This is a genomic window from Pseudomonas sp. W5-01 (genome assembly GCF_046540435.1).
Lineage (GTDB): Bacteria > Pseudomonadota > Gammaproteobacteria > Pseudomonadales > Pseudomonadaceae > Aquipseudomonas > Aquipseudomonas graminis_B.
Map to the genome: position 1 here is coordinate 36,076 of NZ_JAXCIP010000005.1, position 14,720 is coordinate 50,795.

Annotated in this window: 15 protein-coding genes; 5 read left to right on the forward strand and 10 right to left on the reverse strand. The window is 60.1% G+C overall.

Annotated features, from left to right (window positions below; translation table 11 throughout):
- Positions 1–207: 207 nt before the first annotated feature.
- The 3 genes from secB to SLW75_RS16820 form a co-directional block, all read right to left on the reverse strand.
- On the reverse strand, positions 208–702 hold the full coding sequence (gene secB / locus SLW75_RS16810; protein ID WP_065987376.1) for a protein-export chaperone SecB: 495 nt from the start codon (positions 700–702) through the stop codon (positions 208–210).
- Positions 703–778: 76 nt separating this feature from the next.
- Positions 779–1,033 (reverse strand): glutaredoxin 3, encoded by a 255-nt coding sequence (grxC, locus tag SLW75_RS16815; RefSeq protein ID WP_065987377.1) that lies wholly within the window; start codon positions 1,031–1,033, stop codon positions 779–781.
- 1 nt (position 1,034) lies between these two features.
- Positions 1,035–1,448, reverse strand: coding sequence for a rhodanese-like domain-containing protein (locus tag SLW75_RS16820; protein ID WP_410935179.1), 414 nt, complete (start codon positions 1,446–1,448; stop codon positions 1,035–1,037).
- A 161-nt stretch (positions 1,449–1,609) separates the two neighbouring features.
- Between SLW75_RS16820 and gpmI the strand changes: the two genes are divergently transcribed.
- The 4 genes from gpmI to SLW75_RS16840 all read left to right on the forward strand — a co-directional run bounded on the left by gpmI (position 1,610) and on the right by SLW75_RS16840 (position 6,770).
- A complete protein-coding gene (gene gpmI, locus SLW75_RS16825; RefSeq protein WP_065987379.1) occupies positions 1,610–3,145 on the forward strand; it encodes a 2,3-bisphosphoglycerate-independent phosphoglycerate mutase in 1,536 nt (511 codons plus the stop codon).
- Between the two features lie 138 nt (positions 3,146–3,283).
- Positions 3,284–4,606, forward strand: coding sequence for a murein hydrolase activator EnvC family protein (locus SLW75_RS16830; protein ID WP_410934974.1), 1,323 nt, complete (start codon positions 3,284–3,286; stop codon positions 4,604–4,606).
- A gap of 30 nt (positions 4,607–4,636) precedes the next feature.
- Positions 4,637–5,968 (forward strand): S41 family peptidase, encoded by a 1,332-nt coding sequence (locus SLW75_RS16835; RefSeq protein WP_065987381.1) that lies wholly within the window; start codon positions 4,637–4,639, stop codon positions 5,966–5,968.
- A 1-nt stretch (position 5,969) separates the two neighbouring features.
- Positions 5,970–6,770, forward strand: coding sequence for a divergent polysaccharide deacetylase family protein (locus SLW75_RS16840; protein ID WP_410934975.1), 801 nt, complete (start codon positions 5,970–5,972; stop codon positions 6,768–6,770).
- 34 nt (positions 6,771–6,804) lie between these two features.
- On the opposite strand, the gene SLW75_RS16845 is transcribed toward SLW75_RS16840, so the two are convergent.
- Complete coding sequence (locus SLW75_RS16845; RefSeq protein ID WP_065987513.1) at positions 6,805–7,587, reverse strand: substrate-binding periplasmic protein; 783 nt, start codon at positions 7,585–7,587, stop codon at positions 6,805–6,807.
- 199 nt (positions 7,588–7,786) lie between these two features.
- Between SLW75_RS16845 and SLW75_RS16850 the strand changes: the two genes are divergently transcribed.
- A complete protein-coding gene (locus tag SLW75_RS16850) occupies positions 7,787–9,304 on the forward strand; it encodes a trypsin-like serine peptidase (protein ID WP_410934976.1) in 1,518 nt (505 codons plus the stop codon).
- A gap of 76 nt (positions 9,305–9,380) precedes the next feature.
- On the opposite strand, the gene hisF is transcribed toward SLW75_RS16850, so the two are convergent.
- From hisF to SLW75_RS16880, 6 genes are all read right to left on the reverse strand, one after another.
- Entirely contained in the window at positions 9,381–10,151 is a 771-nt protein-coding gene (hisF, locus tag SLW75_RS16855; RefSeq protein WP_065987385.1) for an imidazole glycerol phosphate synthase subunit HisF, read from the reverse strand.
- A gap of 77 nt (positions 10,152–10,228) precedes the next feature.
- Positions 10,229–10,978 carry a 1-(5-phosphoribosyl)-5-[(5-phosphoribosylamino)methylideneamino]imidazole-4-carboxamide isomerase gene (gene hisA, locus SLW75_RS16860; RefSeq protein WP_192130810.1) on the reverse strand — a complete coding sequence of 250 codons (750 nt, stop codon included), beginning with the start codon at positions 10,976–10,978 and terminating at the stop codon, positions 10,229–10,231.
- Between the two features lie 91 nt (positions 10,979–11,069).
- Positions 11,070–11,330: a DUF2164 domain-containing protein gene (locus SLW75_RS16865; RefSeq protein ID WP_037016295.1), complete on the reverse strand. Its 261-nt coding sequence runs from the start codon at positions 11,328–11,330 to the stop codon at positions 11,070–11,072.
- Complete coding sequence (gene hisH / locus SLW75_RS16870; protein WP_065987387.1) at positions 11,330–11,968, reverse strand: imidazole glycerol phosphate synthase subunit HisH; 639 nt, start codon at positions 11,966–11,968, stop codon at positions 11,330–11,332. The genes SLW75_RS16865 and hisH overlap by 1 nt, the downstream gene beginning before the upstream one ends.
- Positions 11,968–12,561, reverse strand: coding sequence for an imidazoleglycerol-phosphate dehydratase HisB (gene hisB, locus SLW75_RS16875; RefSeq protein ID WP_065987388.1), 594 nt, complete (start codon positions 12,559–12,561; stop codon positions 11,968–11,970). The genes hisH and hisB overlap by 1 nt, the downstream gene beginning before the upstream one ends.
- Positions 12,562–12,867: 306 nt before the next feature.
- The gene (locus SLW75_RS16880; RefSeq protein WP_065987389.1) at positions 12,868–14,529 is read right to left on the reverse strand and encodes an OFA family MFS transporter; all 1,662 of its coding nucleotides are present in this window, start codon (positions 14,527–14,529) and stop codon (positions 12,868–12,870) included.
- Positions 14,530–14,720 lie beyond the last annotated feature (191 nt).

The following is a 14,720-nucleotide window of genomic DNA, read 5'->3' on the forward strand; positions in this document are numbered from 1 at the left end:
TCAACAATACAAGCGTTCTTAAAGACCAAATCGAAATAAACAAGTCAACTGTAATTGCGACTAGCCAGAAACCTGGAAACACCGTGGTAATTAATTCGAATACCTGAGAATACCGGTAAATAGATAACTAGGCCGTCGTCATCCAGCCCAGAACAGACGCCCACAAAAAAGCGCCCTCACGGGCGCTTTTCATTGCAGCGACAACGCTTACTGAACGGTAGGCGTTGGCGTTTCGCCGCTTTCCTGCATGCGTTGCAGTTCTTGCGCATACAGGGCGTCGAAGTTCACCGGGGCCAGCATCAGCGCAGGGAACGAGCCACGGACAACCAGGCTGTCGATGGTTTCGCGAGCGTACGGGAAAAGGATGTTCGGGCAGAACGCGCCCAGGGTGTGGCTCATCGAGCTGGCATCCAGGCCCTTGATCAGGAAGATACCGGCTTGCTGCACTTCAGCGATGAAGGCGATTTCTTCGCCGTTCTTCACTTCGACTGACAGGGTCAGCACGACTTCGTAGAAGTCATTTTCCAGCTGCTTCTGGCGGGTGTTCAGGTCCAGGCTGACGCTCGGGGTCCATTCCTGACGGAAGATCGCCGGGCTTTTTGGCGCTTCGAACGACAGGTCGCGAACATAGATGCGCTGCAGGGAAAACTGCGGTGCTTCTTCTTCGTTGGAAATGGCGCCGTTATTCGGTTGATCAGTCATCTCAAATCCTTACATTGAGGTCTTGTAGGCTTCCGGGCTGTGCGACGAACCATCGCTTCCACACCCCGGCTCGAATTCAGGCGCTCAGCAGCTTATCCAGCTTGCCGGCGCGCTCCAGGGCGAACAGGTCGTCGCAACCGCCCACATGGACCGAGCCGATCCAGATCTGCGGAACCGAGGTACGCCCGGATTTTTTGGTCATTTCAGCGCGAATCTGTGGCTTGCCGTCGACCTTGATCTCTTGGAAGCCGACGCCCTTGCCCGCCAGCAGCGACTTGGCGCGGGAGCAATATGGGCAGTAATCGCTGGAGTAGACGACGACGTCGGTCATGTCACTTCACCAACGGCAGGTTGTCGCCGCGCCATGATGAGACACCACCGGACAGCTTGGCGGCGTTGAAGCCCGCTTTCAGCAGCTCACGGGCAGTGTGGCCGGCGTGCTGGCCAGCGGCATCAACGATAATGAGGGTTTTAGGCTTGAATTTCTCCAGCTCCGCAGTGCGGGTCAGGATTTTGTCCTGAGGGAAATTCACGGCACCGACGATGTGGCCAGCCGTGAAGTCTTTCTTGGCGCGCACGTCGATAACAACGGCTTTATCGCGGTTGACCATGGCGGTCAGTTCACCGGTGCTCAGGCTGCGGCCACCTTTGCTAAGCTCCGTTGCGATCAGCAGGCCCAGCAGGATGACGAAAGCACCCGTCAGCAAATAGTGATTCGTGGCAAATTCAATCAGGTGAGCAACCATCATCAGGTTCCAGGGCGTTAAAATGTCGGCCAGTATACACAGCCCCCAAGGTGGGCCAAAGCCCGTACGGCAGTCACTCCGTTTAGCTTGTCGCTGATTTGAACTTGTCCCTAAACTGTCGATCTTTTTTCTACTTCACCTATTAGCCAAGAGTGGGATTCATGACTACCACGCCTAAACCTTTGGTTCTGATCATCCTGGACGGCTTCGGTCACAGCGACAGCCACCACGGCAATGCGGTCTACGCAGCGAAGATGCCGGTCTTCGATCGCTTGTACCAGACCATGCCAAACGGCTTGATCTCCGGGTCCGGCATGGATGTCGGTCTGCCTGACGGGCAGATGGGCAACTCCGAAGTCGGCCACATGAACCTGGGCGCCGGCCGAGTGGTGTATCAGGACTTCACCCGCGTGACCAAAGCGATCCGCGACGGCGAGTTCTTCGAAAATCCCGCCATCTGCAAAGCCGTCGATCAGGCCGTGGGCGCTGGCAAGGCCGTACACATCCTCGGCCTGTTGTCCGACGGCGGCGTTCACAGCCATGAAGATCACCTGGTGGCGATGGTTGAGCTGGCTGCCCAGCGCGGCGCCGACAAAATCTACCTGCACGCCTTCCTCGATGGCCGCGACACGCCACCGCGCAGCGCCCATCAATACCTCGCCACCATGGAAGCCGCTTACGCGCGCCTGGGCAAAGGTCGCACCGCCACGATCATCGGCCGCTACTTCGCCATGGACCGCGACAATCGCTGGGACCGTGTCGAGTCGGCCTATAACCTGATCGTTGACGGCACGTCGGAATTCCACGCCGACACCGCCAAGGCCGCGCTGGACGCTGCCTATGAGCGCGGCGAAAACGACGAATTCGTCAAAGCCACCCGCATTGGCGCGCCGGTGACAGTGGAGGACGGCGACGCGGTGGTGTTCATGAACTTCCGCTCCGACCGTGCCCGCGAATTGACCCGTGTGTTTGTCGAAGACGATTTCGCAGACTTCGCCCGTCGTCGTCAGGCCAGACTGGCCGGCTTCGTGACGCTGACCAAGTACGCCGCCAACATCGACGCACCCGCGGCGTTCGAAAAAGCCGGCCTGCACAACGTGCTCGGCGAATACCTCTCGAACAACGGCAAGACGCAGCTGCGCATCGCCGAAACCGAGAAGTACGCCCACGTGACGTTCTTTTTCTCGGGCGGCCGTGAAGAACCCTTCCCCGGCGAAGAACGCATCCTGATCCCGTCCCCGAAAGTCGCGACCTACGACCTGCAGCCGGAAATGAGCGCGCCGGAAGTCACCGACCGAATCGTCGACGCCATCGAGCATCAGCGTTACGACGTGATCGTCGTCAACTACGCCAACGGCGACATGGTTGGCCACAGCGGGATCATGGAAGCAGCGGTCAAGGCAGTCGAGTGCCTGGACGTCTGCGTCGGGCGCATCACCCAGGCGCTGGAAAAAGTCGGCGGCGAAGCGCTGATCACGGCCGACCACGGCAACGTCGAACAGATGACCAACGAGGAGACCCATCAGCCTCACACTGCTCACACCACTGAGCCGGTGCCTTTCGTTTATGTAGGCAAGCGTGACCTGAAGGTGCGCGAAGGCGGCGTGTTGGCCGACGTGGCACCGACCATGCTGATGCTGCTCGGCATGGAAATCCCGCAAGAGATGACCGGCACCCCGATTCTGGTCGCCAAGTAAGCCTCTTGAACCGGCCCGCCAGTCGCTGGCGGGCCGGTTTTGTATGAAATGTCTGACGGCCACGTCGTCCGAGCGTTTTTTTTGCAGCCACCGCCGGGCATACTAGGCCCGTCTTTACTCCTGGTATCGCCCAACCTCATGCTTCGCGCCCTGATCACCCTCGCCTTGATTTGTCTGCTCAATCCGGCCTTCGCCGACGATGATCGCGCACAAACGCAGAAACAGCTGGATGCCACGCGTCAGGACATCACCGAACTGAAGAAAGCGCTGGGCCAGTTGCAAGAAGAAAAGTCCGGGGTCCAGAAAGACCTGCGCTCCACTGAAACCGAGATGGGCAAGCTGGAAAAGCAGGTGGAGGCCCTGCAAAAGGAACTAAAAAAGAGTGAAAGCGAGCTGCAACGGCTCGACCAGGAGAAAAAAAAACTCCAGAGCGCACGCGTTGAACAACAACGATTGATCGCCATCCAGGCCCGCGCTGCTTATCAGAGCGGCCGCCAGGAATACCTCAAACTGCTGCTCAATCAGCAGAACCCCGAAAAATTTGCCCGCACCCTCACCTATTACGATTACCTGAGCAAGGCCCGCCTGGAGCAGTTGCGCAGCTTCAACGAAACCCTGCGCCAGCTGGCCGGCGTCGAGAAAGACATCGACCTGCAGCAAGCGCAGCTTCTGGTGCAGAAGAGTTCGCTGGATGACCAGAAGGCCCAGCTCGAGACCGTACGCCAGGAACGTCAAGTGGCGCTGGCCAAGCTGAATCAGGATTACAAAGCCCGCGACCAGAAGCTGCAGTCGCGGCAGCAGGATCAGGCCGACCTGACCAAGGTCCTCAAGACCATTGAAGAAACCCTTGCCCGTCAGGCCCGCGAAGCCGAAGAGGCGCGTCAGAAAGCGCTGTTGGCGCAGCAAGAAGCCGAGAAACGGCAACGCGAGCAGGAAGCGCTGGCGAAAAACCGCGCGAAAGACGACGCGAAGGACGACAGCGATGTGGCCCCTCGGCGCCCGACCAAGGCGCCCGGCGCGATGGTTTCCAGTGCCGGTCAGTCTTACGGCGGCGCTTTTGAGCAAGCAAGGGGAAAACTTCCTTGGCCCGTCGATGGTCGATTGTTGGCGCGATTCGGCGAAAGCCGTGGCGATGACGAGCGCACCAAGTGGGACGGTGTGTTGATCAGTGCGGCTGCAGGCAGCCAGGTCCGCGCGGTGCACGGTGGTCGGGTGGTCTTCGCCGACTGGTTGCGCGGCGCCGGGCTTCTGGTCATCCTCGACCACGGCAATGGTTATTTGAGTCTGTACGGTCACAACCAGAGCCTGTTGAAAGAGGCCGGTGACGTCGTAAAAGCCGGAGAAGCGATCTCCACTGTCGGTAACAGTGGTGGCGGTCAGGACACTCCGGCGTTGTATTTCGCTATTCGTCAGCAGGGTCGCCCCAGTGATCCGGCCCAATGGTGTCGCACTCAAGGATAAGTCGACACCTCACTCAGGAGTTCGTAAGACATGCTGTTTTCGTCCCGCCTCACCTCGCTGGCCCTGACTATCGCCGTGGTTATCGGCGCTCCTCTGGCCCAGGCTGCCGGCGCCACCCCGGCTGCTGTGCCTGCCGCCACTGCGCCCGCCAACGCCGCGAATATCAAGGCGCCGCTGCCGCTCGACGAGCTGCGCACTTTCGCCGAGGTCATGGACCGGATCAAAGCGGCTTACGTCGAGCCCGTTGATGACAAGACTCTGCTGGAAAACGCCATCAAGGGCATGCTCAGCAACCTCGACCCGCACTCCGCTTATCTGGGCCCGGAAGACTTCCAGGAGCTGCAGGAAAGCACCAGCGGCGAGTTCGGCGGGCTGGGTATCGAAGTGGGCGTCGAAGACGGCTTTGTAAAAGTCGTCTCCCCCATCGATGACACCCCTGCGTCCAAGGCTGGTATCGAGGCTGGAGACTTGATCGTGAAGATCAACGGCACGCCGACCCAGGGCCAGACGATGCAGGAAGCCGTGGACAAGATGCGCGGCAAGCTGGGCGAGAAAATCACCCTGACGCTGGTGCGTGACGGCGGCAATCCGTTCGACGTGACACTGGCGCGCGCCACCATCCAGGTCAAAAGCGTGAAAGCGCAGATGCTGGAGCCGGGTTACGGCTATATCCGCATCACCCAATTCCAAGTCAAAACGGGTGAAGAAGTCGGCAAGGCACTGGCCAAGCTGCGCAAAGACAACGGCAAGAAGATGAGCGGCCTGATCCTCGACCTGCGCAACAACCCGGGCGGTGTGTTGCAGGCGGCAGTTGAAGTGGCTGACCACTTCCTGACCAAGGGCCTGATCGTCTACACCAAAGGCCGCATCGCCAATTCCGAACTGCGCTTCTCGGCAGACCCGGCCGACGCCAGCGAGGGCGTGCCTCTGGTTGTGCTGATCAACGGCGGCAGCGCCTCGGCGTCTGAAATCGTCGCCGGCGCGTTGCAAGACCAGAAGCGCGGCATCCTGATGGGTACCGATACGTTCGGCAAAGGCTCGGTGCAGACCGTTCTGCCGCTGGCCAACGACCGTGCGCTGAAGATCACCACCGCGCTGTATTACACGCCTAACGGTCGCTCGATTCAGGCGCAGGGGATCAACCCGGACATCGAAGTCAAACGCGCCAAGCTCACCGCCGAAGCCGATGGCGACAACTACAAAGAGGCTGATCTGCTCGGCCACCTGGGCAACGGCAACGGCGGCGCGGACAAGCCGACCACCAAGGCGAAGGCTGGCAAGGCGCGTCCGCAGGACGATGACTACCAGATGAACCAGGCCCTCAGCTTGCTCAAGGGTTTGAGTGTCACGCGCGGCAACTGAGATGCGCGTCTGGTTGACCGGGCTGATCTGCGCCCTTGCCTTCACAACGGGTGCTGCACATGCGGCGCCCGCCGAGTCCTCAGCTACCTTCGGCAAAGCGCCGAAGGTCGCCTATCTCAGTTTGATCATCGACGATCTCGGACAGAACCCTGATCGGGACAGCCGCGCGCTGGCCCTTCCCGGCCCCGTGACGCTGGCAATCATGCCTGACACGCCCCACGCCACCGAGTTTGCCCGTCAGGCGCACAAGGCTGGCAAGACCGTCATGCTGCACATGCCCATGGACCCCGCGACCGGGCCGTACGCCTGGCATCCCGAACTGCCACTCCCCGAACTCGAATCGCGTCTGAACGCAGCGCTGCTGAAAGTCCCTTTTGCCGCTGGCATCAACAACCACATGGGCAGCCGCATGACGGCAGAGCCGGTGGCCATGGGCTGGCTGGTAGGGGAGTTGCAGCGCCGCCATCTGTTTCTGGTCGACAGCCGCACCAGCGCCAAAACCGTTGCCGCTGCCGAGGCGCAGAAGATCGGTCTCGCCAGCGTGTCCCGCGACGTCTTCCTGGACGACGAGCGCACCGCAGAGGCCATTAGCGGCCAGCTCCAGACGGCGATCAAACTGGCGCACAAGCAGGGCTCGGCCGTGATGATCGGCCACCCCTATCCGGTGACGCTCGACGTGCTTGAGCGCGAGCTGCCCAAGCTTAAATCCCAAGGTATAGAGCTGATCGAGATCCGCCACATGGTCACTGAGCGCGGAAATGAGGCGATGGCCGGCCATGGCAAGAACGGGCGTTATCGCTAGGCCGAAGGCGCTTCGCCAGAGGTGCTGGCAGTCCTTAGAGATATTCGGCGAAAATCGAATCGACCACACCTTCCTTGCGCAGCTGATCCAGCGCACGTTGCAGCCGCTGGACTACTGCATCCGGGGTGTCTTTGTTCAATGCCAGGAACAGTTCGGCGCTGTTGAAGCGCAGCACGGTTTTCAATCCCGTGATGCCTTCCTGCCGCGCCAGGTAGCGGCCCGCCGGATCGCCGGTGGCCCACAGGTCGAGCTGACCGTCGACCAGCTTCCGGGCGTTGTCCTTGTCGCTGAGCACCGTGATCGGCTTCATGCCCTGACGCGCAAGCTCCATCGCAATGGCGTCGCCCTTGTAGGCGCCGATTCGATAAGACCGCGCGGCTTCAAGCGTGCTCAGCTGGATTGGGCTGTCAGCCCGCGCCAGCAGAATCCAGTCGTCCGGGCCGATCGGTCCGACCCACTTGAAGAGCTTTTCGCGCTCGGGCAATCGCGCGGTCACGAACACGCCGTAGCCGGGATTTTCCATCGCCAGTTTGTAGATGCGATCCCAGGGGAAACGCAGGGTCAGGTTGTAGCCGATACCGGCGCGCTTGAAGGTCTCGCGCACCACCTCGACGGCGATGCCCTTGATGTTGCTTTCCTGGGCGAAGTTTTTCCCGTCCGTGGCCATGTTGTAAGGCGGGAAGTTCTCTGTCAGCAGGACAAACGAGGTGTCCGCCCGCGTGCTTCCGCCAGCAGAGCCGTTCAGCTCTTCTGCATGAATCACTGCGCTTGCAACACAACCGAACAGCGCAAAAAGAAAAGCTGAAATTCTCAGCATTTGACTCATCTCTATCCATGACTTCGCACAGGGTGCAGGCCCTCCGCACCGTTGTCCAGAGGCTTCGGCCGGCAGCCGTGCTTTGTCGCTGAAGCCATAAATATGTATGTGACCCGAGCGCATTTTATCTGACTACCTGACGGCCTCTTTCCAACCGCCCGCACCAGACGCGGGCGCCAACAGACCAGACAGGTATTCAATGAAAAATCTCACACATGCTGTGTGCAGCGTCGCGCTCATCAGCCTCATGGGCGCAGGCGTTACCCAGGCAAACGATTATGGCCAGGGACTGGAGAATGACTCGGCGGCCATCCCTCTCGATAACGCGCAAAACCGTCACGCCCCATGGAGGGCGGTAGGCCGTCTGCAACCCAGCAAAGAGAGGCCCGACATCCATTGCAGCGCGTCCTTGATTGATTCACGCAACGGCAGTCCGGTTGCATCAGGGCCTGCTTACATCCTCACCAGTGGCCATTGCGTGAGTCAGGATGCCATGAATATCTCGAGCGACATCCCTTTGGATGGCCATATCGATTTCGATTACTTCCTGGGCAACCTGCAAAACACCGAGCGTTCCCGGTTGAAAAGACTGGTGCGAGCGACCACACGTGGTGCAGACCTGGCCATTATCGAGCTGGACACATCGCTGCAGTCGCTGCTCGACAAAGGCATCGAGCCACTGAGCATCAGTACCCATGCACCTGGCAACGGCGTGAATCTGGTGATCGTCGGCGTCCCTTCAGGCCACGAAGACGCACCTGCATTACGCCTGTCGGCATGCCCACTGGAAGGTAGCGCGGACCTGCTGGAGGATGTGTATGTCTTCCGCGGATTTCATAAACATCGCTGTCAGGGTGTGGCGCCGGGAAGTTCGGGGAGCCCCGTCCTGGACCGGGTTTCCAATCAGATCGTTGGCGTACTCAGCACGTCCACGAAGGGCGTCAAAGAGGAAAATCGCTGCCAGCCGAACGCGCCCTGCGAGATCAACAACGGGGTACCGGTGCTATCCCCAGACACCTCTTATTCCAGCCCGGCGCTGGGCCTCAAGACCTGCTTCAGCCAAGGCGTATTCAACCCGCTGGACATTGAATGCACGTTGCAATCGACGCTCAAGATGACATTGGGGGCGAGCTACTCGCCAAACCCCTATAGCCGGGTAACCCTCGACGATCAGGGCCGTACCGTTTTGCCCACGTGGTCGTGGCCGTTCTCGCTGGACACCCCTCTCTACCGCTACAAAGCCGTTCGCACGCCGACGGAATGTGAAAGCCCGCATCACTACAGCAACGCCCAGGGCGCCACGCAGGCGTTGATCGATGATCGCGTAGGCCCGGAGGCCGGCCTGTATTTTCTGTGCATCATCGGTGTGGACTCCCCTGACCAGCGACCCGCGCAAGAGATGATGAACAAGCCGGTGATTGTGGCAATGGAAATCGCGCCGCCGGGTCCGACCCGAATGCCGGAACTGACCATCGAGCACATGGCCGATGGCGGCTACAAAGTGATGCCGTACTACTCCAACCCGACGCTTTGGGTGTACACGTTCAAATCCGGCCCGGCTGACACGGTGCAGTGCGATGACCCGCAGGGATACAGACCTGAATTCGACGAGGTGATGATCATCGAGGCGACACCATCACCGATGAAGCTGTGCTCCAAGGCCTACGACATGGCCAGTCAGGCATCGTCGCCGCGCACCGATCTGTTGCTGCCCTGATCGGAGAGTCGCCGGGTAAGCTGGATCACGGAAGTGGCGCTGGCTGACCAGGCTATGGTCAGCCAGCGCATCAGGGTCAGCGAACCACAATCCCTTGCCTGGCCATGAACGCCTTGGCCTCTGGCACGGTGTATTCGCCAAAGTGGAAAATGCTCGCCGCCAGCACCGCGCTGGCATGACCTTCCAGCACGCCATCTGCCAGATGCTGCAGATTGCCGACGCCACCGGAAGCAATGACCGGGATGCCGAGGGCATCGCTGATCGCCCGGGTCACGCCCAGGTCGAAGCCGCTCTTCATGCCGTCCTGGTCCATGCTGGTCAGCAGGATTTCGCCGGCACCGAGGTCTTCCATCTTCTTCGCCCACATCACCGCGTCCAAGCCGGTCGGCTTGCGACCGCCGTGAGTGAAGATTTCCCAGCGTGGTGTTTCGCCGGGCAGCGAAACCTTCTTGGCGTCGATGGCCACGACGATGCACTGCGAACCGAACCGCGCAGCAGCTTCACCGACGAACTCGGGGTTGAACACCGCAGCGGTATTGATCGAGACCTTGTCGGCACCGGCGTTGAGCAGATTGCGGATGTCCTGCACCGTGCGCACGCCGCCACCCACGGTCAGTGGGATGAACACCTGACTGGCCATGCGCTCGACGGTGTGCAGCGTGGTGTCGCGGCCGTCGACGCTGGCGGTGATGTCGAGGAAGGTAATCTCATCGGCACCCTGCTCGTCATAACGCCGGGCGATCTCGACCGGATCACCGGCGTCGCGGATGTTCTCGAACTTCACGCCCTTGACCACGCGGCCGTTGTCGACGTCCAGGCAAGGGATGATGCGTTTGGCGAGGGCCATGGTTAGTCCTTAAGTGGCAAGCTTCAAGCTTTAGGCTGCAAGTAGAAGCGGATCGAGGTCAGCTTGCAGCTTGAAGCTTACTGCTCGGAGCTGACTGCGTAGCTGTCACAAAACGCCTGAGCCTCGGCCACATCCAGCGTGCCTTCATAGATCGCACGGCCGGTGATTGCGCCGATGATGCCCGGTGCTTTTGCGTCGAGCAGCGCCTTGATGTCGCCCAGGTTATGAATGCCGCCCGAAGCGATCACCGGAATGCGGGTCGCGGCAGCCAGCGCGGCGGTGAACGGGACATTGCAGCCCTGCATCATGCCGTCTTTGGCGATGTCGGTATAAACGATGGCCGAGACGCCGTCTGCTTCAAAGCGCTTGGCCAGGTCGATCACCTGCACGGTGCTGACTTCAGCCCAGCCGTCGGTGGCGACGAAGCCGTCTTTGGCATCCAGGCCCACGATCACTTTGCCCGGGAACGCGCGGCAGGCTTCGGCGACGAAGTCAGGGTCCTTGACCGCCTTGGTGCCGATGATCACGTAACTTACGCCGGCTTTGACGTAGTGCTCGATGGTGTCCAGCGAGCGGATACCGCCGCCGATCTGGATCGGCAGGTTCGGGTAACGGCGGGCAATCGCGGTCACGACATCACCATTGACCGGCTGGCCTTCGAATGCGCCGTTCAGGTCAACCAGGTGCAAGCGACGGCAACCGCCCTCGACCCACTTGGCAGCCATGCTCACCGGATCATCGGAGAACACCGTGGAATCTTCCATCCGACCCTGGCGCAGACGTACACATGCGCCGTCTTTAAGGTCGATCGCGGGAATAATGAGCATCAGCTTTTCCTTCGTCTAAAAGCCGCGAACCGCACGCCATAAGCTGCAAGTCGCATCTCTACTAATTCTTGCAGCTTGAGGCTTGACGCTTCTAGCTGCTCTTCTCCAACGCCCACAGGTCGCTTTCGATGCTTTCGAAACGCTCCTTGAGGTGCGTCTGAACATCGAAGATCGCCCGGTTGTAGTAATGCGGTGCGATCTCGCGGGTGAACAATTCCAGAATCTCAGCCGCCTCGAACGAACCCAGGTCCAGCTCGAAACGGTCTTCCATGAACCGCTTGATCGTGTGGCACGCCTCGCTCTCCTGCTCGGGAGTGAGGGTCAGGATCGGCGGTTTGGTCTTCTTGCTCATTACCGGCTGCCGTCCCACGCCGCGAAGTTCTGCAGTAACTGCAGGCCATGGGTATGGCTCTTCTCGGGGTGGAATTGCACGGCGAAACGTGAGCCATCGGCCAAGGCAGCGGCGAAGTCATGACCATAATGGCCACGTCCGACAATCTGCTGCGGGTTGGGCGATTCGATGTAGTAACTGTGTACGAAATAGAACCGCGCCATGTCCGGAATGTTGGCCCAGAGCGGATGATCCACGGCCTGCGCCACCTCGTTCCAGCCCATGTGCGGGACTTTCAGATGCTGGCCGTCTTCGTGAAGATCCTTGCCGAAAAAGCGCACCTGACCGGGCAATACGCCGATGCAATCGACGCCGCCACTCTCTTCGCTGCGCTCCATCAGCGCCTGCATGCCCACGCAGATGCCGAGAAACGGACGGTCCTGACTGACTTCACGCACCAGGGCATCGAAGCCCAGGCGACGGATTTCAGCCATGCAGTCGCGAATCGCGCCGACCCCGGGAAACACGACACGGTCGGCTTCACGGATGACGTCGGCGTCGCTGGTGATCAGCACTCGACCGGCGCCAACGTGCTCCAGCGCCTTGGCCACCGAGTGCAGATTGCCCATGCCATAGTCGATAACAGCGACGGTCTGCATTACAGCACGCCTTTGGTAGACGGCATCTGGCCAGCCATGCGGTCATCAAGCTCCACTGCCATGCGCAATGCACGGCCGAACGCCTTGAAGACGGTTTCGATCTGGTGGTGTGTGTTGTGGCCGCGCAGGTTGTCGATGTGCAGCGTGACATTGGCGTGGTTGACGAAGCCCTGGAAGAACTCCTGGAACAGGTCAACATCGAAGCCGCCGACGGTGGCGCGGGTGTACGGGACGTGCATCTGCAGGCCAGGCCGACCGGAGAAGTCGATGACCACGCGCGACAGCGCTTCATCCAGCGGGACGTAGGCGTGGCCGTAGCGACGGATGCCCTTTTTGTCGCCGATGGCTTTGCTGAACGCCTGACCCAGCGTGATGCCGACATCTTCCACGGTGTGGTGATCGTCGATATGCAGGTCGCCTTTGCATTCGATGTCCAGATCGATGAGCCCGTGACGGGCGATCTGGTCGAGCATGTGTTCAAGAAAAGGAACGCCGATATCAAATCGGGACTTTCCGGTGCCATCCAGGTTGATCGAGGCTTTGATCTGGGTTTCCAGGGTGTCGCGCTCGACGAACACCATACGTTCGGCCATCACCAGCTCCGCTAAATCATTGGGCGAAAAGGCGGCCATTATAGGCGTGTGGCGGGGAAACAGAAACATGAAGCGAGCAATGCCGGACCGAGGGAAATGCCGGCCGCATGCGATAGACATGTGTGTACAAGCGAATACATTCAGGCAAAAAAAAATGTGGGAGCGAGCTTGCTCGCGAATAGACCCTGACGTTCAACATCTCTGTCGACTGTTAGACCGTCTTCGCGAGCAAGGTGGATCGCCACCCCGGTCGCGCCCACAGGTTTCAGGTCAGCCTGATACATCTCAGGCTGCCTCGATCAGCTTTTAGTGAAACAACACCGCAGTCTTCTGCAGAGTGATCCACACGCCCCACGCCAACGGAATGCCCACTGCCAGCCAGGCCAGAATCGCCAGTGGCTTGGTGCTTGGATCGGCTTTCCATTCCAGCGAAGTGCTGTGATCGGCGCCGACATCGTGACCGAAAGCTTGCTCAGCCTTCAATTGCTCGTCAGTCATGAAGTACTTGTCGGCCACCGGACGCACCAGCAGGTTGCAGATGAAGCCCAATACCAGCAGACCCGCGAGGATGTACAGGGTGATGTCGTAAGCATCGGCGCGTGCAACGCCGTGGCTCAGCTGATACTCACGCAGGTAGTTCACCAGCACCGGACCGAGCACGCCAGCGGCAGCCCAGGCGGTCAGCAGACGACCGTGGATCGCGCCGACCATTTGCGTACCGAACAGGTCGGCCAGGTACGCCGGAACGGTTGCGAAACCACCGCCGTACATCGACAGCACGACGCAGAACGCCGCCACGAACAGCGCAACGCTGCCCAGGTGACCCAGTGTCGGTACCGATGCGTAGAGCAAAAAGCCCAGCGCGAAGAACACGAAGTAGGTGGCTTTACGGCCAATGTAGTCCGAGAACGATGCCCAGAAGAAACGTCCGCCGATGTTGAACAGGCTCAGCAGACCGGTGAAGCCGGCTGCGATGGCCGCGATGGCCGCCAGTTGCGAGGCATCCAACTGCCCGAAAGGCTGATCGTTGCCCAGCAGTTTGCCGCCGAACACTTCCTGCAGCAGGGGCGAAGCCATGCCGAGGATGCCAATGCCTGCCGAAACGTTCAGGCACAGGACCAGCCAGACCAGACGGAACTGCGGAGTCTTCCACGCAACGCTGACGTGCACGTGACGGTTGGTGATCATCGCGCTGTTGGCTTTCTTCGCAGGAGCGGTCCAGCCTTCAGGTTTCCAGCCGGTCGGCGGAACGCGATAGGACAGTGCACCGCCGATCATGAAGACGAAGTAAATCACCGCCATCACCGCGAAGCTCTGCCAGACACCGACGCTGTCAGGCGTGGCGAAGTGGCTCATCAGTGCGGTTGCCAGCGGAGCGCCAACCATCGCGCCACCGCCGAAACCCATGATCGCCATGCCGGTCGCCATGCCGCGCTTGTCCGGGAACCACTTGATCAGCGTCGAGACCGGCGAGATATAACCCAGGCCCAGACCGATACCGCCGATCACGCCCGAGCCGATCCACATCAGCCAGATCTGGTGCGTATAAACGCCCAGCGCCGAGATCAGCAGACCACCACACCAGCACAGTGCCGATACAACACCGGCCTTGCGCGGGCCTGCGTGTTCCAGCCAGCCGCCCCAGATCGCTGCGGAGCAACCCAGGAAAATGAAGAACAGGGTATAGATCCAGCCGAGCATGGAGATCGGCCAATCACAGCTGGACGAAATGACTTGCTCGAAGAAACCCATGTCAGCCGGGCAGGCGACAGCGGTCTTGATGCCGATTGCCTTGGACAGCGGCAGCCAGAACACCGAGAAGCCGTAGGCCATGCCGATACACAAGTGGATTGCCAATGCAGCTGGCGGAACCAGCCAACGGTTGAAACCGCGCTTGGCGATAATGCGCTCTTTGGACAAGAACGCAGGCTGAGCGGCAGTACCGCCCAGAGCAGTGCTCGTAGTCATCTTATTGTTGCCCCCAATTTATAGTTGTATCCCGCAAGAACAGCGACATAGCCCCACCACCACTCTTAAAGCACGCAGGCCTCGGTGGTTTATCGGCAGGACATCTCTTTACGTGACAATTCGACGCAGCACGGCTGGCGAATGGCGCGAGATTACCATTTGCGGCCTAAAAGAAAGCATTCTGCTACTAC

Bases quoted from the DNA above. Each gene is read 5' to 3' on its own strand.
- secB (WP_065987376.1), bottom strand. From the start codon at position 702: ATGACTGATCAACCGAATAACGGCGCCATTTCCAACGAAGAAGAAGCA.
- grxC (WP_065987377.1), bottom strand. From the start codon at position 1,033: ATGACCGACGTCGTCGTCTACTCCAGCGATTACTGCCCATATTGCTCC.
- SLW75_RS16820 (WP_410935179.1), bottom strand. From the start codon at position 1,448: ATGGTTGCTCACCTGATTGAATTTGCCACGAATCACTATTTGCTGACG.
- gpmI (WP_065987379.1), top strand. From the start codon at position 1,610: ATGACTACCACGCCTAAACCTTTGGTTCTGATCATCCTGGACGGCTTC.
- SLW75_RS16830 (WP_410934974.1), top strand. From the start codon at position 3,284: ATGCTTCGCGCCCTGATCACCCTCGCCTTGATTTGTCTGCTCAATCCG.
- SLW75_RS16835 (WP_065987381.1), top strand. From the start codon at position 4,637: ATGCTGTTTTCGTCCCGCCTCACCTCGCTGGCCCTGACTATCGCCGTG.
- SLW75_RS16840 (WP_410934975.1), top strand. From the start codon at position 5,970: ATGCGCGTCTGGTTGACCGGGCTGATCTGCGCCCTTGCCTTCACAACG.
- SLW75_RS16845 (WP_065987513.1), bottom strand. From the start codon at position 7,587: ATGCTGAGAATTTCAGCTTTTCTTTTTGCGCTGTTCGGTTGTGTTGCA.
- SLW75_RS16850 (WP_410934976.1), top strand. From the start codon at position 7,787: ATGAAAAATCTCACACATGCTGTGTGCAGCGTCGCGCTCATCAGCCTC.
- hisF (WP_065987385.1), bottom strand. From the start codon at position 10,151: ATGGCCCTCGCCAAACGCATCATCCCTTGCCTGGACGTCGACAACGGC.
- hisA (WP_192130810.1), bottom strand. From the start codon at position 10,978: ATGCTCATTATTCCCGCGATCGACCTTAAAGACGGCGCATGTGTACGT.
- SLW75_RS16865 (WP_037016295.1), bottom strand. From the start codon at position 11,330: ATGAGCAAGAAGACCAAACCGCCGATCCTGACCCTCACTCCCGAGCAG.
- hisH (WP_065987387.1), bottom strand. From the start codon at position 11,968: ATGCAGACCGTCGCTGTTATCGACTATGGCATGGGCAATCTGCACTCG.
- hisB (WP_065987388.1), bottom strand. From the start codon at position 12,561: ATGGCCGAACGTATGGTGTTCGTCGAGCGCGACACCCTGGAAACCCAG.
- SLW75_RS16880 (WP_065987389.1), bottom strand. From the start codon at position 14,529: ATGACTACGAGCACTGCTCTGGGCGGTACTGCCGCTCAGCCTGCGTTC.